This is a genomic window from Plantibacter sp. VKM Ac-2880, from assembly GCF_015351235.1.
Classification (GTDB): domain Bacteria; phylum Actinomycetota; class Actinomycetes; order Actinomycetales; family Microbacteriaceae; genus Plantibacter.
This window is the reverse complement of record NZ_JADKSJ010000001.1, coordinates 275,503-301,798: the sequence shown is the minus strand read 5'-3', so window position 1 is coordinate 301,798 and position 26,296 is coordinate 275,503. Positions and strand designations below refer to the sequence as shown.

The 26,296-nt window shown below is 70.5% G+C and carries 27 protein-coding genes; 21 read left to right on the top strand and 6 right to left on the bottom strand.

Annotated features, from left to right (window positions below; all coding sequences use genetic code 11):
* Positions 1 to 84 precede the first annotated feature (84 nt).
* From ITJ57_RS01450 to ITJ57_RS01400, 11 genes are all read left to right on the top strand, one after another.
* Positions 85 to 678 carry a sulfite oxidase-like oxidoreductase gene (locus ITJ57_RS01450; protein WP_056009970.1) on the top strand — a complete coding sequence of 198 codons (594 nt, stop codon included), beginning with the start codon at positions 85 to 87 and terminating at the stop codon, positions 676 to 678.
* The gene (locus ITJ57_RS01445; RefSeq protein ID WP_370582123.1) at positions 675 to 1,403 is read left to right on the top strand and encodes a ferredoxin reductase; all 729 of its coding nucleotides are present in this window, start codon (positions 675 to 677) and stop codon (positions 1,401 to 1,403) included. The genes ITJ57_RS01450 and ITJ57_RS01445 overlap by 4 nt, the downstream gene beginning before the upstream one ends.
* Entirely contained in the window at positions 1,403 to 1,660 is a 258-nt protein-coding gene (locus ITJ57_RS01440) for a DUF6510 family protein (RefSeq protein ID WP_056009974.1), read from the top strand. Before ITJ57_RS01445 ends, ITJ57_RS01440 begins: the two co-directional genes overlap by 1 nt.
* Before the next feature lie 126 nt (positions 1,661 to 1,786).
* Positions 1,787 to 2,623: an alpha/beta fold hydrolase gene (locus tag ITJ57_RS01435; protein WP_194668521.1), complete on the top strand. Its 837-nt coding sequence runs from the start codon at positions 1,787 to 1,789 to the stop codon at positions 2,621 to 2,623.
* Positions 2,616 to 3,200: a TetR-like C-terminal domain-containing protein gene (locus ITJ57_RS19705; protein ID WP_194668520.1), complete on the top strand. Its 585-nt coding sequence runs from the start codon at positions 2,616 to 2,618 to the stop codon at positions 3,198 to 3,200. Before ITJ57_RS01435 ends, ITJ57_RS19705 begins: the two co-directional genes overlap by 8 nt.
* A 52-nt stretch (positions 3,201 to 3,252) precedes the next feature.
* The gene (locus ITJ57_RS01425) at positions 3,253 to 3,630 is read left to right on the top strand and encodes a VOC family protein (protein WP_194668519.1); all 378 of its coding nucleotides are present in this window, start codon (positions 3,253 to 3,255) and stop codon (positions 3,628 to 3,630) included.
* 37 nt (positions 3,631 to 3,667) lie between these two features.
* Positions 3,668 to 4,819: a ThiF family adenylyltransferase gene (locus ITJ57_RS01420; RefSeq protein ID WP_194668518.1), complete on the top strand. Its 1,152-nt coding sequence runs from the start codon at positions 3,668 to 3,670 to the stop codon at positions 4,817 to 4,819.
* Positions 4,820 to 4,877: 58 nt separating this feature from the next.
* A complete protein-coding gene (gene glp, locus ITJ57_RS01415; protein WP_194668517.1) occupies positions 4,878 to 6,113 on the top strand; it encodes a gephyrin-like molybdotransferase Glp in 1,236 nt (411 codons plus the stop codon).
* A complete protein-coding gene (gene moaCB / locus ITJ57_RS01410; RefSeq protein WP_194668516.1) occupies positions 6,110 to 7,099 on the top strand; it encodes a bifunctional molybdenum cofactor biosynthesis protein MoaC/MoaB in 990 nt (329 codons plus the stop codon). The genes glp and moaCB overlap by 4 nt, the downstream gene beginning before the upstream one ends.
* Positions 7,092 to 7,520, top strand: coding sequence for a molybdenum cofactor biosynthesis protein MoaE (locus tag ITJ57_RS01405; protein WP_194668515.1), 429 nt, complete (start codon positions 7,092 to 7,094; stop codon positions 7,518 to 7,520). The genes moaCB and ITJ57_RS01405 overlap by 8 nt, the downstream gene beginning before the upstream one ends.
* 23 nt (positions 7,521 to 7,543) lie before the next feature.
* Positions 7,544 to 8,104: a hypothetical protein gene (locus ITJ57_RS01400; RefSeq protein ID WP_194668514.1), complete on the top strand. Its 561-nt coding sequence runs from the start codon at positions 7,544 to 7,546 to the stop codon at positions 8,102 to 8,104.
* Between the two features lie 52 nt (positions 8,105 to 8,156).
* Here the strand turns inward: ITJ57_RS01400 and ITJ57_RS01395 are convergent, their stop codons facing one another.
* Entirely contained in the window at positions 8,157 to 8,729 is a 573-nt protein-coding gene (locus tag ITJ57_RS01395; protein WP_194668513.1) for a dihydrofolate reductase family protein, read from the bottom strand.
* A 64-nt stretch (positions 8,730 to 8,793) separates the two neighbouring features.
* On the opposite strand from ITJ57_RS01395, the gene ITJ57_RS01390 reads away from it, so the two are divergent.
* The 5 genes from ITJ57_RS01390 (at position 8,794) to ITJ57_RS01370 (ending at position 13,364) form a co-directional block, all read left to right on the top strand.
* The gene (locus ITJ57_RS01390) at positions 8,794 to 9,069 is read left to right on the top strand and encodes a DUF1778 domain-containing protein (RefSeq protein ID WP_194668512.1); all 276 of its coding nucleotides are present in this window, start codon (positions 8,794 to 8,796) and stop codon (positions 9,067 to 9,069) included.
* Positions 9,062 to 9,565: a GNAT family N-acetyltransferase gene (locus ITJ57_RS01385; protein WP_194668511.1), complete on the top strand. Its 504-nt coding sequence runs from the start codon at positions 9,062 to 9,064 to the stop codon at positions 9,563 to 9,565. Before ITJ57_RS01390 ends, ITJ57_RS01385 begins: the two co-directional genes overlap by 8 nt.
* Before the next feature lie 112 nt (positions 9,566 to 9,677).
* Positions 9,678 to 12,278, top strand: a complete 2,601-nt coding sequence (locus ITJ57_RS01380) for an excinuclease ABC subunit UvrA (RefSeq protein ID WP_194668510.1) — start codon at positions 9,678 to 9,680, stop codon at positions 12,276 to 12,278.
* A 35-nt stretch (positions 12,279 to 12,313) separates the two neighbouring features.
* Positions 12,314 to 12,856: a hypothetical protein gene (locus ITJ57_RS01375; protein WP_194668509.1), complete on the top strand. Its 543-nt coding sequence runs from the start codon at positions 12,314 to 12,316 to the stop codon at positions 12,854 to 12,856.
* 34 nt (positions 12,857 to 12,890) lie between these two features.
* On the top strand, positions 12,891 to 13,364 hold the full coding sequence (locus ITJ57_RS01370; protein ID WP_194668508.1) for a BLUF domain-containing protein: 474 nt from the start codon (positions 12,891 to 12,893) through the stop codon (positions 13,362 to 13,364).
* Here ITJ57_RS01370 and ITJ57_RS01365 read toward each other — a convergent pair.
* The gene (locus ITJ57_RS01365; protein ID WP_194668507.1) at positions 13,361 to 13,618 is read right to left on the bottom strand and encodes a MoaD/ThiS family protein; all 258 of its coding nucleotides are present in this window, start codon (positions 13,616 to 13,618) and stop codon (positions 13,361 to 13,363) included. The two genes, ITJ57_RS01370 and ITJ57_RS01365, sit on opposite strands and share 4 nt — an antisense overlap.
* Positions 13,611 to 14,678 (bottom strand): GTP 3',8-cyclase MoaA, encoded by a 1,068-nt coding sequence (gene moaA, locus ITJ57_RS01360; RefSeq protein ID WP_056009996.1) that lies wholly within the window; start codon positions 14,676 to 14,678, stop codon positions 13,611 to 13,613. The genes ITJ57_RS01365 and moaA overlap by 8 nt, the downstream gene beginning before the upstream one ends.
* Positions 14,679 to 14,768: 90 nt before the next feature.
* Here moaA and ITJ57_RS01355 point away from each other — a divergent pair, with 90 nt between their 5' ends.
* From ITJ57_RS01355 to ITJ57_RS01345, 3 genes are all read left to right on the top strand, one after another.
* A complete protein-coding gene (locus ITJ57_RS01355; protein WP_194668506.1) occupies positions 14,769 to 16,334 on the top strand; it encodes a molybdopterin-dependent oxidoreductase in 1,566 nt (521 codons plus the stop codon).
* A gap of 272 nt (positions 16,335 to 16,606) precedes the next feature.
* Positions 16,607 to 18,343 carry an ABC transporter ATP-binding protein gene (locus ITJ57_RS01350; RefSeq protein WP_194668505.1) on the top strand — a complete coding sequence of 579 codons (1,737 nt, stop codon included), beginning with the start codon at positions 16,607 to 16,609 and terminating at the stop codon, positions 18,341 to 18,343.
* A 2-nt stretch (positions 18,344 to 18,345) separates the two neighbouring features.
* The gene (locus ITJ57_RS01345) at positions 18,346 to 20,430 is read left to right on the top strand and encodes an ABC transporter ATP-binding protein (RefSeq protein ID WP_370582121.1); all 2,085 of its coding nucleotides are present in this window, start codon (positions 18,346 to 18,348) and stop codon (positions 20,428 to 20,430) included.
* A 54-nt stretch (positions 20,431 to 20,484) separates the two neighbouring features.
* On the opposite strand, the gene ITJ57_RS01340 is transcribed toward ITJ57_RS01345, so the two are convergent.
* Positions 20,485 to 22,269, bottom strand: coding sequence for a right-handed parallel beta-helix repeat-containing protein (locus ITJ57_RS01340; RefSeq protein ID WP_194668504.1), 1,785 nt, complete (start codon positions 22,267 to 22,269; stop codon positions 20,485 to 20,487).
* A gap of 90 nt (positions 22,270 to 22,359) precedes the next feature.
* Here ITJ57_RS01340 and ITJ57_RS01335 point away from each other — a divergent pair, with 90 nt between their 5' ends.
* Complete coding sequence (locus ITJ57_RS01335; protein ID WP_194668503.1) at positions 22,360 to 23,610, top strand: acyltransferase; 1,251 nt, start codon at positions 22,360 to 22,362, stop codon at positions 23,608 to 23,610.
* Here the strand turns inward: ITJ57_RS01335 and ITJ57_RS01330 are convergent.
* Together ITJ57_RS01330 and ITJ57_RS01325 are read right to left on the bottom strand one after the other, a co-directional pair.
* Positions 23,528 to 24,628, bottom strand: coding sequence for a hypothetical protein (locus ITJ57_RS01330; RefSeq protein WP_194668502.1), 1,101 nt, complete (start codon positions 24,626 to 24,628; stop codon positions 23,528 to 23,530). The genes ITJ57_RS01335 and ITJ57_RS01330 overlap by 83 nt on opposite strands.
* 10 nt (positions 24,629 to 24,638) lie before the next feature.
* Positions 24,639 to 25,106: an NUDIX domain-containing protein gene (locus ITJ57_RS01325; RefSeq protein ID WP_370582119.1), complete on the bottom strand. Its 468-nt coding sequence runs from the start codon at positions 25,104 to 25,106 to the stop codon at positions 24,639 to 24,641.
* A 97-nt stretch (positions 25,107 to 25,203) separates the two neighbouring features.
* On the opposite strand from ITJ57_RS01325, the gene ITJ57_RS01320 reads away from it, so the two are divergent.
* A complete protein-coding gene (locus tag ITJ57_RS01320) occupies positions 25,204 to 26,208 on the top strand; it encodes an aldo/keto reductase (protein WP_194670240.1) in 1,005 nt (334 codons plus the stop codon).
* The last annotated feature ends 88 nt before the right edge of the window (positions 26,209 to 26,296 follow it).

Sequence of the window (26,296 nt, the reverse complement as noted above, 5' to 3'; positions counted from 1 at the left end):
GTCGGAGCCGCTTGGTGGCCCCAGGAGGGCCTGGCTTCATCGACACCTGCTCACTAGGGTGATGACCATCCTGAGGAGGTCGACATGGCGGTGTTCACGCGCGGTTTCGGAGGACGGGCACGGGAGCAGGACGACCGACTCCCACCCGGTCAGTTCCTCACCGAGGACTTCCCGGTCCTGTCCGCCGGCCCCACGCCGCGGATCGACACGGATGAGTGGGAGTTCCAGATCCGCACCGAGGCGGGCGAGACCCATCGCTGGGACTGGGACGCCCTCCAGGCCCTGCAGCAGGACGACATCACCCGCGACATCCACTGCGTGACCCGCTGGACGAAGCTCGGCACCAGCTGGCAGGGCGTCTCGCTCGACACCCTCTTCGCCGACGTCGAGAGCAGCTACGACTTCGTCATGGCCCACTCCTACGGTGGATACACGACCAACATCCCGCTCGAGGACCTCCTCGACGGCAAAGCGTGGATCGCCACCGGATTCAACGGCGAACCCCTCGAAGCCGAGCACGGCGGACCGGCACGCCTCCTCATCCCGCACCTCTACTTCTGGAAGAGCGCGAAGTGGGTCCGCGGCCTCGTCATGCAGCAGGACGACGAACCGGGCTTCTGGGAGCAGAACGGGTATCACGCTTACGGTGATCCCTGGCTCGAGCAGCGCTACTCGTGAGGCGCACGGGTCATGTCGACATCTGGAAGACGGCCACCGTGGTCTCGGCGACGCAGCTGACGCCGTCGGGCCGGAGCCTCGTGCTCGACGTTCCGGGCTGGGGAGGCAACCTCGCCGGGCAGCACGCCGATGTCCGGCTCACCGCACCCGACGGCTATCAGGCCGTGCGGTCGTACTCCATCGCCTCGGCGGACGCCGGCGACCGCCTCGAGATCGCCGTGGACCGCGTGCCGGACGGCGAGGTGTCGCCGTTCCTCGTGGACGCGATCGAGGTCGGCGATCAGGTCGAGGTCCGCGGACCACTTGGCGGCTGGTTCGTCTGGCGACCCGAGGAGACCGAACCGGTGCTCCTCGTCGGCGGTGGTTCGGGCATCGTGCCGCTCATGGCGATGGTGCGCGCCCACGAGGCTTCCGGGAGCACGGCCCCGTTCCGCCTCGTGTACTCGGTGCGCTCCCCTGAGGACGCCTTCTTCGCCGAGGAGCTCGCGGCGGCGACCGGCGTGGAGGTGACCTGGATCTACACGCGGCGAGCGCCCGACGGGTGGCCGCGTCCCGCAGGGCGATTGGCGGCAGCGGACCTGCGGGCCCTCGAGTCGGCCGGGGGTGAGGCGCCGTCGGTGTTCGTGTGTGGCCCGACCGGCTTCGTCGAGGCCGTCGCCGACACCCTGGTCACGATCGGCCACGACCCCGTCCGCATCAAGACCGAGCGGTTCGGAGGGGCCTGATGACCACGCATCTCGACGGCAACGTCCTCGCCGGCACCCTGTCCGAACTGACGGGCACCGATCCGACCGACACCATGTCGCAATGCCTCGGCTGCGAGGACGTCGCCCCGCTCGCCGCGGAGTTCGTGTTCGGCACGCCTGACGCCTGGGTGCTGCGCTGCCGCCATTGCGACGACGTCCTCCTGGTCGTCCTCCATCACGGCGAGACCACGCTGGTCACCCTCGACGGCGTGCGGTGGTGGACCGAGCTCGGCTGACCCGTCACCCCCTCGATTCGTTCGCCCATGTTCGGGCGAACGAACACCCCGTCGCCCAAACATGGGCGAATGAACCACTACACCAAAGCTATTGACATTAGCCAAGCGGCGAGTCAAGATAGCCACATGAACACGAACCCGGCGTCCGCAGGATCCGCCACCCGCCACCTCCTCCGCCCGGAGGGCAAGATCGCCTACGAGCTGCAGGGCGAAGGCCCCCTCGTCATCCTCGTCCCCGGCATGGGCGAGCTCCGCTCCTCCTACCGCTCCCTCGCACCCGAGCTCGTCGCCGCCGGCTACCGGGTCGCCTCCACCGACCTCCGTGGTCACGGCGACAGCGACACCACGTTCTCCAGCTACGGCGACGTCGCGACCGCCTCGGACGTCCACGCCCTCATCCGCGAGCTCGGCGCACCGGCGGTCATCGTCGGCAACTCCCTCGCAGCGGGCGCCGGCGTGATCGTCGCCGCTGAGCACCCCGAAGACGTCAGCGCCCTCGTCCTCATCGGGCCGTTCGTCCGCAACCCGAAGGCGGGAGCCGTCCTGCAGGCGCTCTTCCGCGCGATGACCGCGCCGCTCTGGGTCGCGCGGGTCTGGAAGGCCTACCTCCCCACGCTCAACGCCGGTCGGAAGCCGGTCGACTTCGACGACTACCGCGACGCCGTCTACACGAGCCTGCGCCGCCCCGCCTACGGGAAGGCGTTCTCGCAGACCACGAGGCAGACCGACCATGCCCCGGCCGAGGCGGTCCTCGGCCGCGTGAGCGCACCGACGCTGGTCGTCATGGGCGTCAAGGACCCCGACTTCTCCGACCCGACGGGCGAGGCCAAGTGGATCGGTGACACCCTGCGCGCGGAGGTCGTCCTCGTCGAGGACGCCGGTCACTACCCGCAGGCGCAGCAGCCCGAGGTCACCTCGCGTGCCGTCCTCGGCTTCCTCCAGTCGGCGCTGCACCGTGCCTAGGGCGGGGCTCAGTCGCGAGCGGGTCGTCGACGAGGCGGCGGTGCTCGCCGACGAGGTCGGCCTCCAGTCCCTGACCCTCGCCGCACTGGCCGAACGACTCGGGGTCCGGCAACCGTCGCTCTACAAGCACCTCGACTCCCTGGCCGGTCTCCGTCGTAGCATCTCGCTGCAGGCCAAGGCCGAGCTCGGCGACGTCCTGCGTCGTGCCGCGGTCGGCCGCTCGGGTGCGGACGCGATCCACGGCATGGCTCTCGCCTACCGGCAGTGGGCGCTCGACCACCCGGCGCGCTACACCGCCGCGCAATGGATCGCAGGGCCGGACGACGAGGAGGACGCCACAGCATCGCTCGACGCCATCCAGGTCATCTCCGACGTCCTCACCGCCTACGAGCTGCGCGGGGACGACGCCATCGACGCGATCCGCGCCTTCCGCTCCACCCTGCACGGCTTCGTCTCCCTCGAGGCCGCCGGCTCGTTCGGGCTCGACCGCGACCTCGATCGCAGCTTCGACCGACTCGTCCGCGGCTTCACGATGACGCTCGAGCGCTGGGCGGAGACCTCCGTCGAGGCGTCGTAGCGGAATCCGCAACGGGTTCCGCTCAGTGGAGGCAGCTCGGTACAGTGCCGCCATGTCATGTCGAATCAGTGAACTCGTCCTGGACTGCCGCGACCCGGAAGCGCTGGCCCGCTTCTGGTGCGAGGTGCTGGACTTCGTCGTGCTCGACCGCGACGAGGACGGCGTGGAGATCGGCGCGCGCGACGGCTTCGGCGGATCGCAGCCGACGATCATCCTCAGCCGGAGCGACGACCCGCCGCAGCAGAAGTCACGCCTCCACATCGACGTCAGCCCCACCGACGGCGACCAGGACGCGGAACTCACCCGACTGCTCGCGCTCGGCGCACGACCGGCGGACATCGGGCAGACCGGCGACGAGTCCTGGCACGTGCTCGCCGATCCGGAGGGCAACGCCTTCTGCCTCCTGCGCTCGCGCGTGAACCCGGTCTGAGGGGCGGCGGTCACGGAGCCGGTGGGATAATCGGCGCATGTCCTCGACCGCGCGGTACGCCAGGCAGCTCGCCCTCCCCGGCTTCGGTCTGGCGGCGCAACGACGCCTGGCCGACGCCCGCGTCCTGATCGTCGGTGCCGGGGGTCTCGGCAGCATCGTGATCCCCGCCCTCGCCGCAGCAGGCGTCGGCGACGGCGACGGCGACGGCGACGGCGCGATCCACCTCGTGGACGACGACGAGGTCGAGCTCAGCAACCTGCACCGGCAGACGGTCCACAGCACCACCGACATCGGCCGACCCAAAGTCGACTCCGCCGCCGACCGCGCGCTGGCGATCAACACCGACGCGACGATCGTCCGCCACCGGCTCCGACTCGGGCCGGGCGAGATCATGGGGCTCCTGGCCGACGCACGGATCGACCTCGTCATCGACGGCAGCGACAACTTCGAGACCAGGTACCTCGTCGACGACGCGGCCACCCTCGCGGACGTCCCGCTCGTCTGGGGCGCCGTGTCGCAGTACGGCGGGCAGGCAGGGCTCAGCTGGGCGAGCCGCGGCCCCCGCTACCGCGACCTCTTCCCGCACCCGCCGACCGACGGTTCGATCCTCTCCTGTGAAGCGGGCGGCGTCCTGCCCACCACGGTCGGCGTCATCGGTTCGATCATGGCGACCGAGGCGATCAAGGTCCTCACGGGCGTCGGAACGCCGTCGCTCGGGCGTGTGACGATGTTCGACGGCCTGAGCGGCGGCTTCCGCGAACTCCGCTACGAGCGCGACCCTGCCGGTGCACGGCAGGTGTCGCTCGACGAACATCTGCATCGGACGCCGGGAGAGGATGCGGCGAGCACGACGTCGGCAGCGCCGCACGCTCCCCGGCACGCCGGCCGCACGATCACCGCCGAGCAGCTGGCCGCGAGCGACGACGAAGCCGTCCTCCTCGACGTCCGGGAGCCCTGGGAGGCGGAGATCGCGCGCCTGCCCGGGTCGACGCTCATGCCGCTCGGCTCCCTGCCCGAGACGCTCCACAGCCTGGACCCGCAGACACCGGTGGTCGTCTACTGCCACCACGGCATCCGTTCCGAGTCCGCGCTCCGGCTGCTGCTCGAGCGCGGCTACGCCGCCGTCCACCTCGAGGGCGGCATCGACGCCTGGTCGCGGCTCGTGGACCCGACCGTCCCCCGGTACTGACCACCGCTCCGAACACCCCGTGCACCCCCACCGACCGACCTCGACGACGGGATCCACCATGACAACGCCATCGCCCCCGAGCCGGAAGCGGGTCGAGGAGCATGCCTCCGACGTCGCAGCCATCCTCGGACCCGTGACGAGCACCGGCGCCGAATCCGTGCCGATCGACGACGCCGCTGGTCGGGTGACGGCGGTCGCCGTGACCTCCCCCGTCGAGCTGCCGCTGTTCCGCAACTCGCAGATGGACGGGTTCGCGGCGCGATCCGCCGACCTCACCGCGGGCGAGACGCGACTCCGGGTGGTCGGGGAGATCGCCGCTCGGCCGATCGAACCGGCCGAGCTCGTGGCCGGCACCTCGGTGCGGATCATGACGGGGGCGGTCGTGCCGCCCGGCGCGGACATCGTGGTGCCCGTCGAGGAGTCGGCGGTCGAGATCGCGCCGGGCGGCGGCGAGACCGTCGTCCTCGGAGCTCCGCGCTCCGGTGTCATGCGCTCGCCCGGGCTCTTCGTCCGCGAACGCGGCAGTGATGTCCACGCGGGTGACGAACTGCTCCCCGCCGGGATCCGTCTCGCCTCGCGGCACCTGGCCGTCCTGGCGGCGGCCGGGATCACGACGGTCGAGGTGCGGCGGCGGGCGCGCATCGCGATCGTCACCACCGGTGCGGAACTCGTCGAACCCGGTGAGACGCCGACGCTCGGCCAGACCTTCGACTCGAACGGGACCGCGTTGGCGGCCGCGGTCGTCGCGGTGGGAGCCGAGGTCGTCCGGCGGGCTCGGGTGGTCGACGACCGCAACGCCCTGCTCGCGCTCCTCGACGAGCTGCACGGCGACGCCGACCTCATCCTCACCTCCGGCGGCATCTCGATGGGCGATCACGAGGTCGTCCGCGACGTGCTCGGGCCGCTCGACGGGTGGATCGGATCGGTCGCGATGCAGCCGGGCGGGCCGCAAGCACTCGGCGCATACCGTGGCGTCCCGATCATCGCGTTCCCCGGCAACCCGGTGAGCACCCAGCTCTCGTTCGAGGTCTTCGTCGCCCCGGTCCTGCGGCGGGTGGCCGGACTGCCCCAGGCGGCTCGCGGACCGGCGGAGCTCGCCGTCGCGGTGCAGTCGGTGCCGGGCAAGCGACAGTTCCTCCGCGGGCGCCGACTCGACGACGGCCGCGTCGAACCCGTCGCCGGTCCGGGCTCGCATCTCGTCGCCGGGCTCGCCGCGTCCGACGTCCTCCTCGTGATCCCCGAGGACGTCCTCGCGCTCGAGGCCGGGGACGCTGTGGAAGCATGGACGCTATGACCGGGCTCACGCATCTCGACGACGATGGCCGCGCACGGATGGTCGACGTGGGCGACAAGGCCACGACGAAGCGGGTCGCGACGGCGACCGCGACCTTCACCACGCGGCCGGACGTCATCGCCCTCGTCCAGGCCGACGGTCTCCCGAAGGCCGACGTCATCGCGACCGCGCGTATCGCCGGCATCGCGGGGGCGAAGCGGACGAGCGAGCTCATCCCGCTCTGCCACCAGCTCGCGCTCTCCTCCGTGAGTCTCGACTTCGCGTTCACCGAGGACTCGATCGTGATCACGGCGACCGCGAAGACGACCGGGCAGACGGGCGTCGAGATGGAGGCGCTCACCGCTGCCTCGATCGCCGGTCTGACCCTCCACGACATGACGAAGGCCGTCGATCCCGCCTCCGTCCTCGGTGACATCCGCCTGCTGGAGAAGTCCGGTGGGAAGCGCGGCGACTGGACGCCCGACGCGCAGGACCCGGCAACGGTCGCGGCGGCGACGGAGCGAGTGGTCCGTCCGGGGACTGCAGCCGTCATCGTCGCCTCAACCGCTGGTGCAGCGGGCACTCGTGAGGACCTCACCGGCCCGCGCATCTCGGCTTGGCTCGCCGATCGCGGATACGTGGTCGACGCGGTGACGGTCGTGCCGGACGCCGAGGTGCACCTCGCGATCGCAGCGGCACTGGACGCCACGCCCGCGGTGCTCATCACGACTGGCGGAACCGGCCTCTCGCCGAGCGACCGCACCCCGGAGGCGACCCGGCCGCACCTCGACCGCGAGTTGCCCGGCATCGCGGAGGCGATCCGCACCCTCGGTTCGACCAAGACCCCCACTGCAGCGCTCAGCCGCGGGCTCGCGGGCGTCGCCGCAGGAACCGTCGTGGTGAACCTGCCCGGCTCGACGGGCGGCGTGAAGGACGGCCTCAGCGTCCTCGACGGATTGCTCGACCACCTGGTCGCCCAGATCGCCGGAGGTGGCGCGCATGAGTGAGTCGACGGTCCCCGAAGTCCTCGCCCTCATCTCCGAGTCGCCCCTCGACGCGCACGCGATCGAGGACTTCGTCGCCGCCCCGGCGAATGGTGCGCTGGTGGCGTTCCGCGGCATCGTCCGCGACCACGATCACGGTGAGGCGGTCGACGCGCTCGACTACCGGGCGCACCCCGACGCCCAGCGGTTCCTGGAGGACTGCTGCCGCACCGTCGCCGCGGAGACCGGCCTGCGGGTGGCCGCCGCCCACCGGGTCGGTTCCCTCGTCGTGGGTGACCTGGCGCTCGTCGCCGCCGTCGCGGCCGCCCACCGTGCCGAGGCCTTCGGCGCCTGTGAGCGCCTCGTCGAGGAGATCAAGCGCACCGTCCCCATCTGGAAGCGTCAGCACCTCGCCGACGGCGAGACGGAGTGGGTCGGTCTGTGACCGATCGGCTCGATGAGGGCCAGGTGCAGCCTCCGACCGGCGACCTCTCGACGCTGGGTTGGGCGTGGTCGAGCTACGAACAGACGGACACCGTCACGCGACAGTTTCGAAAGGACCTCAGCACGACGCGACAGGTGGCCGTCGTCGAGTGGTTGATCGACGGCGAGCCGTTGACCGAGCGCATGCGATTCCCGAACGGCACCCCGTGCGACGACCTGACGCTCATGCATGATGCACCGAACTTCCCTCCCGCGGCGGTCGCGAGCCTTCGCGCGCTCCTTCTGCTGGCAGGCGCGGAGCAGGAGCCCGTCCAGTTCTCGGACGGCCGGGTCGGCATCTTGTTCTGCCCGTGCGGCGACCTGTACTGCGGCGCGGTCTCGGCGAACGTCGTGACCTCCGACAGCACCGTGGAATGGCGGGACATCGCCTACCAGGACGGCAACACCGAGCAGATCGGTGTCTCGGAGGTCGCAGCGTTCACGCTGATGTTCGAGCGCGCACCCTACGAGTCGACGATCACCGCGCTCCTCGAGGACTGGGCAGCCCGGGCGGAGGATCCGCGCGCCGGCACAACCACCCCGTAGGAATCGCGTTGTATCGGGCTGTATTGCGAAAACGCAATAATCGTGATCGCGCCTAGGCGTCCTTCGCCAGCACGTCGTAGGTGATGCGCACGAGCCCGTCTTCGGGCGTCGCGTGGGTACCTCGGAGCCGGAGGAGGACGTCGGCGTCGAGGTCGCCGAAGAGGCGTGCGCCGGAACCGATGAGGACCGGTGCGACCGACACCGTCAGCTCGTCGACGAGGCCGGCGCCCAGGAACGCCTGGATCGTCCTGCCACCGTCGATGTAGACGCGCCCGGCACCGGCCTCGTCGAGCAAGGCCACCGCGTCGTCGAGCGATCCGGCGATCGTGACGCGGTCGTCCCCGGCCTCGAGCGTGGTGCTCAGCACGAGCACCCGCTTGCCCTCGAACGGCCACTCGTCGAAGCCGCGAACGGTCTCGTAGGTGGTCCGGCCCATCACGAGGGTGTCGACGTCCGGGAAGAACGTCTCCCAGACGAGTGCCGGGTGCGCCCCCGGCGCATCCGCGGCGTGCCCCCGCGGCGCGAGTCCGGTGAGCCAGTCGAGGTCGCCGTCGGGCTTGGCGATGAATCCGTCGAGGCTCACGCCGATGAAGACGCAGCCGCGCCAGGAACGTTCACGAGTCATGCGTCGATTCTGCCGTCGGCCACCGACAGTGCTCCCGTACGGATATTTGCCGTACACTGGGGACATGCCTGGCCCACTGAAAGACAAGCGCATCGAGGTCCGCGTGACCAGCGCGCAGAAGGACGCGATCGCTGCGGCTGCCGCGATCGAAGGGCGCTCCATCACCGACTTCACCACGTCTGCAGCGACCGAACGGGCGGCGGACGTCATCAGGCGTGAGCGCGACATCCGCCTCGACGCGGCTGCCCTCGAGCAGTTCGAAGCGATCCTGGAACGCCCAGCGCGTTCGATCGACGGGCTCCGCGACCTCCTGAACCGACCCTCGATCTTCGTTGACTGAGTTCCGGACGCCCCGGCCCCTCGCCACTGGAGACGTCCTCTCGGAGTTCCGGTGCGGCGTGGAAGCCCTCGACAGCTGGCTCCGCGGATACGCACGGAACAACGACCGCAGTGGCGGGTCGAGGACGATGGTCTCGGTGACGACCGAGGGTCGAGTCGCGGGCTACTACTGCCTCTCCGCGAGTTCGCTCGTCCGGGAGGAGGCGCCACAGCAACTGGCGCGCCGAGCGCCCGACCCGATCCCCGTCGTCCTGATCGGGCGGCTCGCCATCGATCAGGACTTCGCCGGCCACGGCCTCGGAACCGCCCTCCTGCAGCATGCCGTCCTCCAGGCGATCAGCGCGGCGGAGATCATCGGGATGCGAGCGATCCTGGTCCACGCCCTCACCGACGAGGTCATCCCGTTCTACGAACGATTCGGTTTCGAACGGTTCCCCGGCTCGAGTCGCGCGCTGTACCTGTTGGCTTCCGACGCGCGCGCAACCCTCGACAGCTGATCCTCACCCGACGGCGCACGGCTCGCGGCGGATCCAGCGCCGCGCGCCCGCACACCTGCTCAGACGCGTCAACCACCCCTCGCCCGAGCGGCGGGCGACGTAGGGTGATCTGATGCCCGAACACGCCCCCGAAGCATCCGACCCGTTCGTCCGCGTCCGGGGAGCCAACGAGAACAACCTCCGCAACGTGGACGTCGACGTCCCCCGCGACGCGATCGTCGCCTTCACGGGCGTCTCGGGTTCCGGGAAGTCGTCGCTCGCGTTCGGAACCATCTTCACCGAGGCGCAACGGCGCTACCTGGAGTCCGTCGCCCCCTACGCCCGGCGACTGATCCAGCAGGGCCACGACCCGCACGTCGACTCCATCTCGGGCCTCCCGCCCGCGGTCGCCCTGCAGCAGCGCCGCGGTGCCCCGAGCTCGCGCTCCAGCGTCGGCACCGTCACCACGCTCTCGAACTCCCTCCGCATGCTCTTCTCGCGTGCCGGCACCTTCCCCGAGGGCTTCACGACCCGGCTCGACTCCGACGCGTTCTCCCCGAACACCGCCGTCGGTGCCTGCCCCGAGTGCCACGGGATCGGTGTCGCACACACCGTCACGGAGGACTCCCTCGTGCCCGACCCGTCGCTCAGCATCCGCGAGGGCGCGATCGCCGCCTGGCCGGGAGCCTGGCAGGCGAAGAACCTCCGCGACATCACGATCGCGCTCGGCTACGACGTCGATCGGCCGTGGCGCGAGCTCGATCAGGAGGACCGCGACTGGATCCTCTTCACCGAGGAGCAGCCGGTGGTGCAGATCACCCCGCAACGCGACCGGGTCGCGAAGCCGTACAACGGCATGTTCTGGAGCGCGAAGCAGTACGTCTTCCACACCCTCTCCGACTCGAAGAGCCAGATGATGCGGAACAAGGTGCTGCAGTTCGTCCGCTCCGGCCCATGCCCGCTGTGCCACGGCACGGGGCTCCGCCGGGAGGCGCTCGCCGTCACCTTCGCCGGGCGGACGATCGCCGAACTCAACGCCCTCCCGATGACGGAGCTCGCCGAGGTCATCCGGCCGACGACTCAGCTGACCGACGCCGCACCGGCGCTCCCCACCACGCTCTCCGGCGAGCGCACCGACGTGGCCGTCGCCATCACGACCGACCTCCTCGCGCGTATCGGGGTCCTCACCGACCTCGGCCTCGGCTATCTGGGGCTCGGTCGGGTGACGACGACGCTGTCCCCTGGCGAGATGCAGCGGCTCCGCCTGGCGACCCAGCTGCGGTCCGGGCTCTTCGGGGTCGTCTACGTGCTCGACGAGCCGTCGGCCGGCCTCCACCCGGCCGATGCTGAACCCCTGCTCGACGTGCTGGAGCAGCTCAAGCGCTCGGGCAACTCGGTCTACGTCGTCGAGCACAACATGGACGTCGTCCGGAACGCGGACTGGATCGTCGACGTCGGACCGGGTGCCGGCGAGGGCGGCGGCGAGGTGCTCTACAGCGGTGCGGTCTCAGGGCTCGCCGACATCGAGGCCTCGGCGACGCGCCCGTTCCTCTTCCCCGAAGCGGAAGGATCGACCGACGCTCGTCGTGCGCTGCGGGAACCGCGCGGGTGGCTCGGCGTCGAGGGCATCACGCTGCACAACCTCGCCGGTGTCGACGCGGAGATCCCCCTGGGCACCTTCGTTGCGGTCACGGGCGTCTCGGGGTCCGGTAAGTCGACGCTCGTGAGCCGGGTGCTCCGGGACGTCGTCCGTGACCACCTGCGCGCGGGCGGCGACCGTGACGACGTACTCGACGAGGACGACGGCACGGACGAGCCGGATGCGACCGGCGACGGCCTGGCCGAAGCGACCGTCCCCGACGGGCACGCGGACACCCTGTCCGTCCGCCGCACGAAGGGCCTCGAGCACATCGACCGCCTCGTGCGGGTGGACCAGAAGCCGATCGGTCGCACACCGCGGTCGAACCTCGCGACGTACACCGGGCTCTTCGACGCCGTCCGCGCGGCCTTCGCCGCCACGGACCTGGCCCGCGAGCGCGGCTACACGGCCGGCCGGTTCTCGTTCAACGTCGCAGGTGGCCGCTGCGAGACCTGCCTCGGTGAAGGGTTCGTGTCCGTCGAGCTCCTGTTCCTTCCCGGCAGCTACGGGAAGTGCCCCACCTGTGGCGGCGCCCGCTACAACGCGGAGACCCTCGAGGTCACCTACGACGGGAAGTCGATCGCCGACGTCCTCGCGCTCACCGTGGAGCAGGCGGCCGAGTTCCTCGCCTCGGTCCCGGCGGCAGCACGCAGCCTCCGTACCCTGCTCGAGGTCGGGCTCGGGTACCTGCGCCTCGGCCAGCCTGCCACCGAGCTGTCGGGCGGCGAGGCGCAGCGCATCAAGCTCGCGACGGAACTGCAGCGCGTGCGCCGCGGGCACACCCTCTACCTCCTGGACGAGCCGACGACCGGTCTGCACCCGTCCGACGTCCGGCGTCTGCTCGCCCAGTTGAACGCGCTGGTCGACTCCGGCGACACGGTCGTCGTGGTCGAGCACGAGATGGACGTCGTCGCGGCGGCGGACTGGGTGATCGACCTCGGGCCGTCCGGGGGCGACGCGGGCGGACGGATCGTGTCCGCCGGCACTCCGGACGCCGTCGCCGCGGACCCGGCCAGCCGGACGGCGCCGTACCTCGCGAAGCGGTTGGCGCTCCTCGGCGAGGCACCGTCGCCCGAGGACACCTCGGCAGGATGACGCCCTGACGTCGTCGAGCGCCTAGCGTGGAGTCCATGCAGACGCCCGACGCACGCCGCGACCTCCGCCCGCAGCGCATCGCCGTGATCGTCTCGGCGGTCGCCGCGACGGTGATGCTGGTGCTGGCACCCATCGAGGAGCTCATCTGGGCACCGCTCGCGATGACGGACGACTCGTACGGCCTCGAGGCCATCTACGGCGTCTTCAGCCCGACCGCCCTCGCCGTCGGTCTCGTCGGCGTCGCGGTCGCGTTCCTCCTCGGCCTCACCGCCATCCTGGTGTTCACGTCCTTCGGCTGGCGCGGGCGCCTCGGCACCCACTGGGTCCACGTCGCCACCCTCGGATCGATGCTCGTCTGGCTGGGACTCCTGGCCATGTTCTTCGCCGGTTTCGGGATCGGGAACACCGTGTCGGACGAGATCCCGCCGTACATCGGCCGATCGTCGTCGGTCGGCGAACTCCTCCAGATGCTCGCGTTCGTGGCCTTCCTGACCACCGTCGTCGGCGCGATCGCCTCGCTCGTCCTGGCGTTCCGATCGGCGGCGGTGGCTCGCCGCGCATGGCACGCAACCCGGTGACCTATTCGACACCTGGCGTGTAAGGTCGCGGAGTATGACGCAGCCCGAAACCGCGTTGCTCTCCGTCACGTACGTGAGCACCTCCTCCGCCCCGTTGACCCGGCCGGCTCTGGACGCACTGCTCCGACAATCGCGCGAGAACAATGAGCGCTCGGGCCTGACCGGGATGCTCGCCGTGAAGGCCGACGACTTCTTCCAGGTCATCGAGGGCCCTCGGGTGGTCGTCCAGGACGTGCTGGCGAAGCTGCTGAGGGACCGGAGGCACCGCGACATGCGGATCCTGCTCGAGGAGGAGATCCCCTACCGCCGCTTCCCCGACTGGACGATGCGCTCCGAACGGCTCGCCGACTATCCGGACGGACCGATCCCGGGATACGACGAGCCCGGTGACGACCGCGAGGACGCCACGGCGAAACACCACCGCATCCGGAGCGTCGTCCGATGGTTCCAACAGCGGGCCGCCCGTGCGGGCTCGGATCGCGGCCCCTCGGAGGCGTCGCCCTCCTAGCCGCCGGCGAACGGCGGCAGCACGTCCACGCGTGCACCGAGCGGACGTTCGTCGTCGCGACTGACGACCCCGTCGACGAGGAACGACCCCGACGCGAGCACCCGCACCATCGCGTCGCCGTAGCGTTCCGACAGCACCGACTTCAGCTCGCCCACCGTCGCCACGGCGGGGAAGGACTCCTCCGGGACACCGGCGGCCTCCTCGGCCGCGGCGAAGTAGCGGACGAGCACCTGCTGGGTCGTCGTCTCAGCCACCGATCGCCCCCATGCTCCGCTCCGGGCGGACGAAGTCGGCCGACGCGATGCGGTGCCCGGCCTGCTTGTGCCACATGGCGGCGCGCCAGCGGTCGGCGATCTCGACGTCCTCGACGCCCGAGCGCAGCATGCCGCGGAGGTCGGTCTCGTCGTCGCCGAAGAGGCAGGACCGGATCGTGCCCTCGGCGGTGAGCCGCGTGCGGTCGCAATCGTCGCAGAACGAGCGCGTGACCGAGGCGATGATGCCCACCGTCGCCGGGCCGCCGTCGACGAGCCACTCCTCGGCCGGAGCCGACGGGTCTTCGCGGTGCGGGGCCGTCAACGTGAACCGCGAGCCGAGCACGTCGAGCAGCTCGGCCGCGTCGACCATGTTCTCGCGCACCCATTGCTCGTCGGCGTCGAGCGGCATCTGCTCGATGAACCGGAGCCGGCACCCGTTCTCGATGGCCCAGGACAGCAGGGCGACCGCCCCGTCGAGGGTGTCGCGCATGAGGACCGCGTTGATCTTCAGCGGCGTCAGCCCGGCCCGCTTGGCGGCCTCGATCCCGGCGAGCACCGCGGGGAGACGGTCGCGACGGGTGAGCCGCGCGAAGTGGTCGCGGTCGACGGTGTCGAGCGAGATGTTCACGCGCGTGAGCCCCGCGGCGACGAGCTCGTCGACCCGCTTGTCGAGGCCGATGCCGTTCGTGGTCATGGAGATCGACGCGTCGCCGGCCACGGCGGAACTGCGGGAGATGATCTCGGCGAGGTCGGGTCGCATGAGCGGCTCGCCACCGGTGAAGCGGATGTCGTGCACGCCGAGGTCGCGGACGGCGATCTCGACGAGGCGACCGATCTCCGTCGGTGTGAGGAGGTCCTCGCGAGCGATCGCCGGGAGCCCCTGCTCCGGCATGCAGTAGGTGCATCGCAGGGAGCACTTCTCCGTGATCGACACTCGGAGGTCGCGAGCGACGCGGCCGAAGCGGTCGATGAGGCCGTCGACGTCGGGGCGTCCGGCAGCGTCCGGGATACGCCTGAGTGGCGACCCGATACGAGGGATTCCGAGCCCGACTGCGGTCATCCCCCCAGGCTACGGGCATGGGCGCCCGAGTCACCCCTCTAGGGCCGGTTCCGGGAGGAATGCCCAGCGGGCGCGCGTAGCATGACGGGCATGGAGCCTCGCCGTCGTACCCTGCTCGCCGGCGCGTCCGGCATCGTCGCAGCCGTCGCCACCCTCGGGTCGGCCGAGGCCGTCGCAGCGTTCGTGGCGCCGGCGAGTTCGCCGCTCCTCGCGGTCGGCTCCCTCGTCATCGACCTCGTGCCCGGCTGGGTGAAGGACCTCGTCATCGCCCTGTTCGGCACGAACGACAAGCTCGTGCTGCTCATCGTGCTCGGTGTCCTGGTCGCGGCACTCGCGGTCGGCATCGGCGTCCTCGAGGAGCGCCGCCCGGTCGTCGGCTGTCTCGCGCTCGCGCTGGTCGGCGGCGTCGCGGTCGTCGCGGCGATCACCCGCGCGGACGCCGGGCTCGACTGGGCGTTCCCGAGCATCGTCGGCACGGCGGTCGGCATCCTGATCCTGCGTCTCCTCGTGGCCCGCCTCCGCACCTGGGACGACGCGACGCTCGCGGACGCCGCCCGCCCGGTCGTGGGCGCCTCCCGCACAGAACTCCCCCGGCGATCATTCCTCGTGCTGCTCGGCGGCACGGCGGTCGGCGCCCTCGTCGTCGGCGTCGGCGCCCGCGTGGCGTCGGCCGGAGCCGTCGCCGTGGAGACCATCCGGAAGGCGCTGAAGCTCCCGAAGGCCGCCGTCGCCGCACCGCCGGTCCCGGCCGGAGCGGAACTCGGTATCGACGGACTCACCCCGGTCGTGTCGGCCAACGACTCCTTCTACCGGATCGACACCGCCCTGCAGGTGCCGAACGTCGACCCCTCGACGTGGAGCCTCAAGATCACCGGCATGGTCGAGCAGGAACTCGAGATCGACTTCGCGGAGCTGTTGGCCCTCCCCCTGCAGGAGTCGATCATCACGCTGACGTGCGTCTCCAACCCCGTCGGCGGCGACCTCATCGGCAACGCGCTGTGGCTCGGCCACCCCATCCGCGAGCTGCTCGCCCGCGCCAAACCGCTGGCCGGCGCCGACATGGTCCTGTCGCGGAGCATCGACGGCTTCACGGCTGGGACTCCGCTCGAGGTGCTGCAGGACGAGAACCGTGACAGCCTCCTCGCCGTCGGGATGAACGGCGAGCCGCTGCCACTGCAGCACGGCTTCCCCGTACGCATGGTGGTCCCCGGCCTCTACGGCTACGTCTCCGCCACGAAGTGGGTCGTCGAGCTGGAGGTCACCCGCTACGCCGACGCCCGCGCCTACTGGACCGATCGCGGCTGGTCCGAGCGCGGACCGATCAAGACGGAGTCGCGCATCGACGTGCCCCGCGACGGCGGACGGGTCACGGCTGGCACCGTCGCCGTCGCCGGTGTCGCCTGGGCCCCGCACACCGGTGTCGAACGCGTCCAGGTGCGGATCGACGACGGCGACTGGGTCGACACGACACTCGCCTCAGCCATCTCCGACGACACCTGGGTGCAATGGGTGCTCGAGTGGGACGCCCCGGCCGGCGACCACACCATCGCCGTCCGAGCCACCGACGCGAGCGGGAAGACGCAGAGCGAGACCCCCGTCGACGTGGTCCCGAACGGCGCCGAGGGCTGGCACACCATCACCGTGGGCGTCGACTGAGCCGAGCCGCTCGAACCCGTCGATTGGCGGACTGGTCGTCTGGAATATATGCTGGACCGTCGCTCGCTGATGGGTGGTCGCGTCGGCGATGATCACGATTCCGAACCAGGACACCACGGTGTCACCGGCGCGGAGTATCGTCACACGGGCACCACCCTCTCCCGCCGACCGTGCATCGCCGGGAGTACTGGCGTCCTCGCCAGGCCGGCTCCACCTCTCCTCCGTCCGCGCGCCCTCCCGCGCACCGGACACGAAACGTCAAAGGACCTCACATGGCCCTCCTCGCCCTCGCGCTCCGACACGCCAAGCCGTACGCGGCGTGGGTCGTCGCGGTCTTCGTGCTGCAACTCGTCTCGACGATCGCGGCCCTCTACCTCCCCAGCCTGAACGCGCAGATCATCGATCAGGGCGTCTCGCGGGGCGACACCGACTTCATCTGGTCCACGGGCATGACGATGCTGGTCGTCTGTCTCGTCCAGGTGGCCGCGGCCATCGGCGGCGTCTACTTCGGCGCCCGCACCGCGATGGCGATCGGCCGCGACCTGCGCCGCGAGTTCTACCGCAAGGTCGACTCGCTCGGCGCGCTCGAGATCAGCGGGTTCGGCAGCGCGACGCTCATCACGCGCGGCACGAACGACGTGCAGCAGGTGCAGATGCTCGTGCTCATGACCCTCAACTTCATGGTGTCCGCACCGATCATGTGCGTCGGCGGCATCATCATGGCCCTCCGCGAGGATGCCGGGCTCTCCTGGCTCGTGTGGGTGTCGGTGCCCGTGCTGTTCATCATCGTCGGCTTCCTCGTCTACCTGCTCATGCCCCTGTTCCGGCAGATGCAAGACCGCATCGACGGCATCAACAGCGTCCTGCGTGAGCAGATCATCGGCATCCGCGTCGTCCGCGCCTTCGTCCGCGAGCCGTTCGAGTCCGAGCGCTACAACCGGGCCAACGAGTCCCTCACCCGGGTGTCGGTCAAGGTCGGCAACATCTTCGTACTCATGTTCCCCGTCATCATGATGGTCCTCCACCTCGCCACCGCGGCCGTGCTGTGGTTCGGTGGCCACCGGGTGGACGCCGGACAGATGCAGGTCGGCTCGCTCACCGCCTTCCTCCAGTACCTGCTCCAGATCCTCACCTCGGTGATGATGGGCGTGTTCATGGTGATGATGATCCCGCGCGCCGTCGTCTGCGCCGAGCGCATCCAGAGCGTCCTCGACACCGAACCGAGCCTCGCCGTCCCGACGAGCACCGACATCCGCGTGCCGTCGGTCGGTCGCGTCGAGTTCACCGGCGTCACCTTCGGATACCCGGGGGCCGAGCGCCCCGTGCTGTCGAACATCACCTTCACGGCCGAACCCGGCAAGACCACGGCGATCGTGGGATCCACCGGTTCCGGCAAGACGACCCTGCTGTCGCTCATCCCCCGCCTCTACGACCCGCAGCAGGGACACGTCACGATCGACGGGGTGCCCGTCTCGCAGCTCACCCGGCAGCAGATCGCCGGCGTGGTCGGCATCGTGCCGCAGAAGCCCTACCTCTTCTCCGGCACGATCGCGTCGAACCTCCGCTTCGGCCGCCCCGACGCCACCGACGAGGAACTGTGGAGCGCACTCGAGGTCGCCCAGGCCGAGGACTTCGTCCGCGCGAAGCCGAAGATGCTGAACGACGGCGTCGCACAGGGTGGTACGAACGTCTCCGGCGGTCAGCGGCAGCGCCTCTGCATCGCGCGCGCCCTCGTCGCGAAGCCCCGGGTCTACCTGTTCGACGACTCCTTCTCGGCCCTCGACGTCTCGACCGACGCCCGCCTCCGCGCGGCCCTCGGCGAGAGCACCGCCGACGCGACCGTCATCATCGTCGCCCAGCGGATCGCCACGATCCGCGAGGCCGACCACATCATCGTCATGGACGACGGCGGCATCGTCGGCCGCGGCACCCACGACGACCTCATCGAATCCAACGAGACGTATCGCGAGATCGTCCAATCGCAGCTCGCTGTGGAAGGGGTGGCGTGATCATGGCCCGTTCACCACGAGACAAGCGCTCCTCCGGCGCGTCGAAGGACACCGCGCAAGCTCCCGAGCTGAACGCCGTCGAAGAGGAAGCCCTCTCGCCGGAGTTCACGCCGAGCGAGGCCGACGGCGACATGTTCGGTGGCACCCCCTCGAAGAAGGCCGAGCAGTTCTGGCCGTCCGCGAAGCGGCTCGTCGGACTGCTCGCCCCCGAGAAGCTGAAGATGAGCCTCGTCGTGGGACTCGTCGTGCTGTCGGTCGTCCTCACCGTCATCGCACCGAAGATCCTCGGGCTCGCGATGGACGCGATCTTCAACGGCGTCATCGGCTCGCAGTTGCCGACGGGTGTGCCGCTCGACCAGATCGTCGACGAAGCGCGGGCCTCCGGCAACGACCAGTACGCCGACATGCTCGTGAAGTCCGACATCACACCCGGTCAGGGCATCGACTTCACCCTGCTCGGCCGGCTCATCATCATCGTGCTCGCCATGTACGTCATCGCCTCGATCCTCAACTGGGCGCAGGGCTACATCCTCAACGGCCTCGTCATGCGGGTCGTCTACAACCTCCGCCAGGACATCGAGCGGAAGCTCAACCGCCTCCCGCTCAGCTACTTCGACACCCGCCAGCGCGGCGACCTCATGTCGCGCGTCACGAACGACGTCGACAACATCCAGACGGCGCTCCAGCAGGCGTTCTCGCAGCTCGTCCAGTCGGCGCTCACCGTCCTCGGCATCACGGCGATGATGTTCATCGTGTCGTGGCAGCTCGCCCTCATCGCGCTCATCGCCCTGCCGCTGTCGGCGTTGATCGCCGGGGTCATCGGCTCCCGCTCGCAGAAGCTGTTCACCGCGCAGTGGAAGAACACCGGTTCGCTCAACGGGCACATCGAGGAGTCGTTCTCCGGCCTCGAGCTGGTCCGCGTGTTCGGTCGCGACAAGGAGATGCTCGCCGAGTTCGACGAGCGCAACGAGAAGCTCTTCTCGGCCGCATTCGGCGCGCAGTTCGTGTCCGGCATGATCATGCCGGCGATGACCTTCGTTTCCTACCTGTCGTACGTGCTCATCGCCGTGGTCGGCGGGCTGCGCGTCGCGTCTGGGCAGATGACGCTCGGCGACGCGACCGCGTTCATCCAGTACTCGCGCGAGTTCTCGCAGCCGCTCGGCCAGATCGCCGGCATGGCGAACCAGTTGCAGTCCGGCGTCGCCTCCGCCGAGCGCACCTTCGAGCTGCTCGACGCCGAGGAACAGGACCCGGAGACGGCGACGGCGCACCTGCCCGAGCACACCGACGGCCACGTCGAGTTCGACGGCGTCTCCTTCAGCTACGACGCCGAGAAGCCCCTCATCGAGGATCTCTCCCTCTCCGCCCAGCCAGGTCAGACGGTCGCGATCGTCGGCCCGACCGGCGCCGGCAAGACGACGCTCGTCAACCTGGTGATGCGGTTCTACGAGCTGACCGGGGGGCGCATCCTCCTCGACGGCGTCGACATCACCGCGCTGACGCGTGCCGAGCTGCGGTCACAGGTCGGCATGGTCCTGCAGGACGCCTGGCTGTTCGATGGCACCATCCGAGAGAACATCCGGTACGGCCGACTCGACGCGAGCGACGAGGAGGTCGTCGAAGCGGCCGAGGCGACGATGGTGGACCGCTTCGTGCGGCAGCTGCCCGACGGCTACGACACCGTCCTCGACGCCGACGGCGGCAGCGTGTCGGCGGGTGAGCGGCAGCTCATCACGATCGCCCGTGCGTTCATCGCGAAGCCGAAACTCCTCATCCTCGATGAGGCGACGTCGTCCGTCGACACCCGCACGGAGCTCCTCGTGCAGCACGCGATGGCGGCGCTGCGGAGCGACCGGACGTCCTTCGTGATCGCCCACCGGCTCTCGACGATCCGCGACGCCGACACGATCCTCGTGATGGAGAACGGTCGCATCGTCGAGCAGGGCTCGCACGCGCAGCTGCTCGAGGTCGACGGCGCGTATGCCGAGCTGTACCGCACGCAGTTCCGTGGTGGCGAGCAGGCGTCGGCGGCCGACGAGACCGTGCCCGCGGACGGAGCCGACGCGACGCATGCACCCCGCAGCTGACACCGCACCACCACCACGGGCGGGCTCTCGGACACCGAGGGCCCGCCCGTCGGTTCAGCTCAGGGTGGCCGAGCGCCAGGTGCCCTGGTCGTTCACCCACAGACGGCCGTTGCCGACGAGGAGGTCGCCCGACGCGCCGCCGTACGGACGGGCGAGCCCCATGTGCCTCGTCGACAGGTAGCTCGTGTTCGGCTGTGCGTTGGCGTGGGCGGTGTTCGTCACCTCCCAGCGGTTGCCGTACACCACCGAGCGCCCCGTCGAGCCGAAGGTGTCGAGCCCGTACTCGCAGTCACGCGCGGTGTTGGTGGCGATCGTGGCACCCCCGCTGCAGTTGGCCACGGAGACGGCGACCCGGATGTGGTCGATCCGGTTCCCGGTGATCACGACGGAGCCGGGCCCCTCGTGCAACACGCCGAACCCGTGCGAGGTCGCGGAGCCGGTGATGGAGTTGTCGGAGATGACGGCGTCTTCGGCGAAGTAGGCCACGATGCCGCCCACTGACCCCGACCCACGGGTGACCGTGATGCGATTGCCCGTGACGACCGGTTGCTTCGCCCGATCGAGGGAGATCCCGACGGGGCAGGTGCCGTCGGCGATGCGGACCACGTTGTCGGTGATGAGGGCGTCGCTGGCCCCGACGACGGTGGCCGACCCGGGTGCCCCCGCCGCCTGTGCCATGATCGCGGCGCTCGCGACCCCACGGACGTCGATGACGTTGTTCGCGACCACCGTCCCCCGGGCGTTGCGGTAGATCATGATGGGGCCGCGTTTCGGCGTCCAGGCCGACCCCTGGTCGTCGGCGGCCGTGCGCGTCCAGCACACCGTGTTCGCGACCAGGGCGACGGAGCGGCTGTCGATGGCGGCGATGCCCCACCAGGTCGCGTCGGAGACCGTGTTGCCGGTGACCACGGTGTGGGCCATGCCCTCCACGGCGATGGACCGCCGGAACGGCCCGGTCACGACGTTGCCCTCGATCGTGACGAGGGAATCGGCCCAGTCACCAGGCTCGGCCGCATATGCGGGCAGGCTCTCGGCATGGATGCCGACGCGGGCGTCCGTGCCGGCCGCCGCCGACACGACGTTGCCGACCACGGTGGCTCGAGCTCCCCAGACGGTGATGCCGTCGCCCCGGTCCTCGCCCGCCGAAGAGGCGGAACCACGGCCGCCGCCCGAGCCGGTGACGTTGAGGATGTGGCATCCGGAGACGATCACGCCTTCGAACTCGCCGGTCGGCTGGACGGCGACCCCGTTCTGGAAGCCGTCGACGGTGACCCCGCTGACGGTCACGTCGTCGGCCCAGATGCCGATGCCGGTGCTGCGGCCGCCGGTGGCCGGAGCGGCCGGCCCGGTGTAGGTGATCCGGATGCCGGTGACCGTGCTGCCGTCGCCGACGAGTTTCAGTGCAGGCGTCGTGCTGACACCACCGCCGAACCGGAGCTCGCCATGCCCGCGGAGATGGATGCGACGCGGGATCCGGAGCGTCGCGTCGAGGGCGATGACGTCGCCGCCGCGCACCACGACGGTGCTTCCGGCGGGGACCGCGGCGAACCACGCGAGGACCGCCTCCGTACTCACCGTCGCGCCGGTCGGGTCGATCCCCGGCCCTTCGAGGACCAGCTCGGCTGGTGACGAAGCCGGAACCGCGTCGGTGCCGACGGGGGCGGGAGCCGGCTCGGGCGTCGGCTCGGGCGCCGGGTCGTCGCCTGGAGGGGGCGGGAGCGGATCCGCTGGTTCCGGGGCGTCCGGAGGCTCGGGGGTGTTCGTCGGTTCGGGAGTCGGTTCGGGCGGCACCGCGTCCATCCGTCGATTCGCCCGGCCCGTCGTCGAGATCGTCTTCACACCTCACAGAGTACAGAAACATGAGGTACAGAAGCACTCTAGACTGACATTCCTGCGATGAACCTCGCCTCTCGACCGACCAGGAGCACTATGACCTCGACCGCGGACCGCGAGCCCCCACCCGACCCGAGCCTCGAGGTCGCCACGCCACGCGCGGACCTCACCGCGTTCGCGGGCGCCCGGGCTCTCGCCGCCTGGTGGGTGGTCTTCTCCCACTCGGCCGACTGGCTGTTCAGCGTGCTGCCGGAACTCTCCTGGCTCGCCCCACTGGCGCACACCGGCCTCGCCGTCGACGTCTTCTTCGTCCTCAGCGGGTACTCGATCGCCCAGGCGTACGGCGCGAGGCGCTGGACCTGGCGCAGCTACGGCCGCTACCTCCGGAACCGCGTGGCGCGCCTGTACCCGGCGCACGTGGCGGTCCTCCTCGCCTTCCTGGCGCTCTGCCTCGGCGGGGCACTCGTCGGCATCGAATCCGAACCCGGCGCGTTCCCGCCCATCGGCATCCTCGCCGAGCTCACGCTGACCCGTGCCTGGTTCGGCGACGCGCTGTGGTGGAACCCGCCGGCCTGGTCGTTGTCCGCCCAGTTCCTCGCCTTCCTCCTGTTCCCGATGATGGCCCTGGCCATCCGCGGTCGGTCCCGTCGCCGATCGACCACGGCCCTGCTCGTCCTCGCCGGCGCGACGATCGCCGTGTCGACGCTCATGGCCGGGCTCGCGCCGTCGGCCATGAACGGCATGGCGCCCCCGGTCGTCCGCGTGCTGTGCGGCTTCGCACTGGGCGTCTGCGTGGCACAGCTGACCTCACGGCTTCCGGTCACCCGTCGCGCGGCCTGGGTCGCCGCGGGTGGTGGCCTCGGGCTCCTGATCGCCGCCGTCGTCCTCGAACCCGGTGCCCCGCGCGCGTGGGCGGCGATCACCTTCGCGGCGGTCGTCGTCGGCGGTCTGGCGGTCGCGAGCCCACGGACGACCGTCGCGTTGCGGAGCCGACCGGCGCAGGTGCTCGGCCGCCTGTCGTTCAGCACCTACCTCGTGCACGTGTTCGTGCTCATCCTGCTGGCGAAGACGATCACGCCGGCAGCGGTCGGCGCGTTTCCCGTCCTCCTCCGTGCGCTCGTCCTCCTGGTCTGGTTCGGGTCGATCCTCGGCGCGTCATGGCTGCTCCACACCCTCGTGGAGGCACCGGCCCACCGGAAGCTCGCGGCGCCCCGGCGAGACCACGCTTGCCACCTCGAGCGCCCGTCCGGCGGGCAGCGGTCGGTCAGGCGTTCGGACGAGGGAGCGGACGCCTCGACGCCCGGACGCCACCGGCGACTCGCTGAGGGAGACGGAGCGCGGCACTGACGAACGCAAGGACGGCGACCCCGAGCGACACCCACAGCACGATCCACGCCGAGTCGGTCGGCGGGCCGAGGAGCAACGAGGCCGCGGCCTCACCGACCCCGCCGGAGATGACCGTCGCGACCGCGACGATGAACGCGAGTCGGGCCGCGCCGAGCAGGACGAGGGCCACGCCGGCTCCGACGACGGCACCCATGGCCCCCGCTGCCACGGTCCGGCTCGGATCACGGCGCCCGAGCAGCAGGAGCACCACCCCGAGCACGAGCAGCCCGGGGGCGAGCCACGGCGACCATCCCGCGGTCGTCTCGATCGCCCGGACCACGCCGAGCACCGGCGCGACCTGATCGGCCGGGACGACGTCGACCACGCGGTCGACATCCGGGATCTGCGCGGCGAACCCGAACCCCGCGTCGACGAGCCAGCCGCGTGTGGCGGAGACGATCGGACCGAGCTGGATCCCGAGCCCCTGCTCGGCGGAGACGTCGATCACCGCGCCGTCGGCTCCGGACACCCCCGCGACGAGCTGCTGGTGGGTGACCCGCAGGGCGTCCGTCCAGGCGGTCGCGAAGGTGGGTGACGCCGCGAACTCGGCCACGTTCCGCCGCAGCACCTCGCGCAACGCGTCGGCGGTGTCGCCTCCGATCGCGGCGAGCACCTCCGAGATCACGGGCGGGAGGCCGAGCGCTGCGGCGAGGTCCGACGAACCCGCCGCGGCCGCATCGAGGTCGACCTGACTCTCGAGCGCGGCGAGCGCCTGCTCACCGACGAAGGCCTGCACCGCTGGTTCCGTGGCGAGCGGGGCGAGGGTGCCCACGAAGGCGTCCGTGTCCCGGAGCAGGGTGTCGGCCCACGTGCTCATGAGAGCGACGGGGACGAGCAGCGCACCGATCAGGATCGCGACGGTGCCGAAGAAGCCCCACGCTCCCGCGCCGCGCCGCACGGGTCGTTCGACCGCTTCCGCTCGGAGCGCGTCGAACGTCACGAACTGGTGGTGGGCGTCGGACGATCGCGAATCGGTCACGCGCCCGAGTCTACGAGTCGGTGTCGCCGTGCCGCCCGGGTCCCCGACGCCGACCGATCGCTTCGACCGCCGCCCGGGTGGAGACCGTCACGCGCTCGGGCAGGTGGTCGAGCGGGAACCAGCGCAAGTCGCCGTGCTTGTCCGGTTCACGGAGCACCGGCTCCCCCTGCGACGTCTCCGCGAGGTACACGGGCGAGATCCAGTGCTGTTGCAGCCGTTCCTCGAAGTGGTCGACGACGCAGACCAACTCGACGGGCCCGAGCTCCAGGCCGGTCTCCTCGCGGGTCTCGCGGCGGACCGCGTCCTCGAGGCGTTCCATCCAGTCGACCTTGCCGCCCGGGATGCCCCATGACCCGGCCTCGGGCTCCCGGAGGCGTTCGAGCAGCAGGATCCGACCGTCACGGACGATGGCCGCACCGCATCCGGATCGCGGCTGGAGCGCGGGCGTGATCGGGTCTGACGAGGAGGTGGACGGCACCAGCTCACGCTAGTCCACGTCGCCCCTGTCGTCACCGTGAACGGTCACGGTACGCTGACTCCGGCACCACGACGATTCGACGATGAAAGCGCAGACCATGCCCTACGAAGCAGCCGAAACCCGTTACGACGACATGACCTACCGCCGCGTCGGCCGCAGCGGACTGCGCCTCCCCGCGCTGTCCCTCGGCCTCTGGCACAACTTCGGCGAGAGCCGCAGCATCGAGGTGCAGCGCGCGATCGTGCGTCGCGCCTTCGACCTCGGGATCACCCACTTCGACCTCGCCAACAACTACGGCCCGCCCGCCGGGTCCGCCGAGACCGCCTTCGGCAAGATCTTCGCCGACGACCTCTCAGCCCACCGCGACGAGATCATCATCACCTCGAAGGCCGGCTATTACATGTGGCAGGGCCCCTACGGCGAGTGGGGCTCCCGCAAGACGATGCTGTCGTCGCTCGACCAGAGCCTCACGCGCATCGGCGTCGAGTACGTCGACGTGTTCTACTCGCACCGTCCCGACCCGGAGACGCCGATCGAGGAGACGATGGGCGCGCTCGCCTCGGCCGTGCAGTCGGGCAAGGCGTTGTACGCGGGCATCTCGAACTACTCGCCGGAGCAGACCGTCGCCGCAGCCGCCGCGATCCGTGAGTTCGGTGTGCCGTTGCTCGTGCACCAGCCGCGGTACTCGATGTTCTCCCGCGAGGTCGAGGACGGCCTCCTCGACACCCTCGACGAGCTCGGTCTCGGCGCCGTCGTGTTCAGCCCGCTCGCACAGGGCATGCTGACCGACCGCTACCTCGGCGGCTCCGTTCCGTCGGACTCGCGTGCGGCGACGAGCCACTTCCTCAACGAGGAGTCGATCACCGACACGTACCTCGAGCGCGCACGCGGCCTGCAGGCGATCGCCGAGGAGCGTGGCCAGACCCTCGCGCAGCTCGCGCTCTCGTGGGTGCTGCGTCGGAACACGGTCACGTCGGCGATCATCGGTGCCAGCTCGGTCGAGCAGCTCGAGGGCAACTACGCGGCGATCCACCGCCTCGACTTCGACGACGCCGAGCTCGCCCGCATCGACGAGTTCGCCGTCCACGGCACCCTCCGCTAGCCCGCCCCTCCCGGTCCACAACGCAGGACGGTTGCGGCGCGGCGACGGGGCCGTCCTTCCCTAACTCAGGACGCCTCCGGCGTGTCGC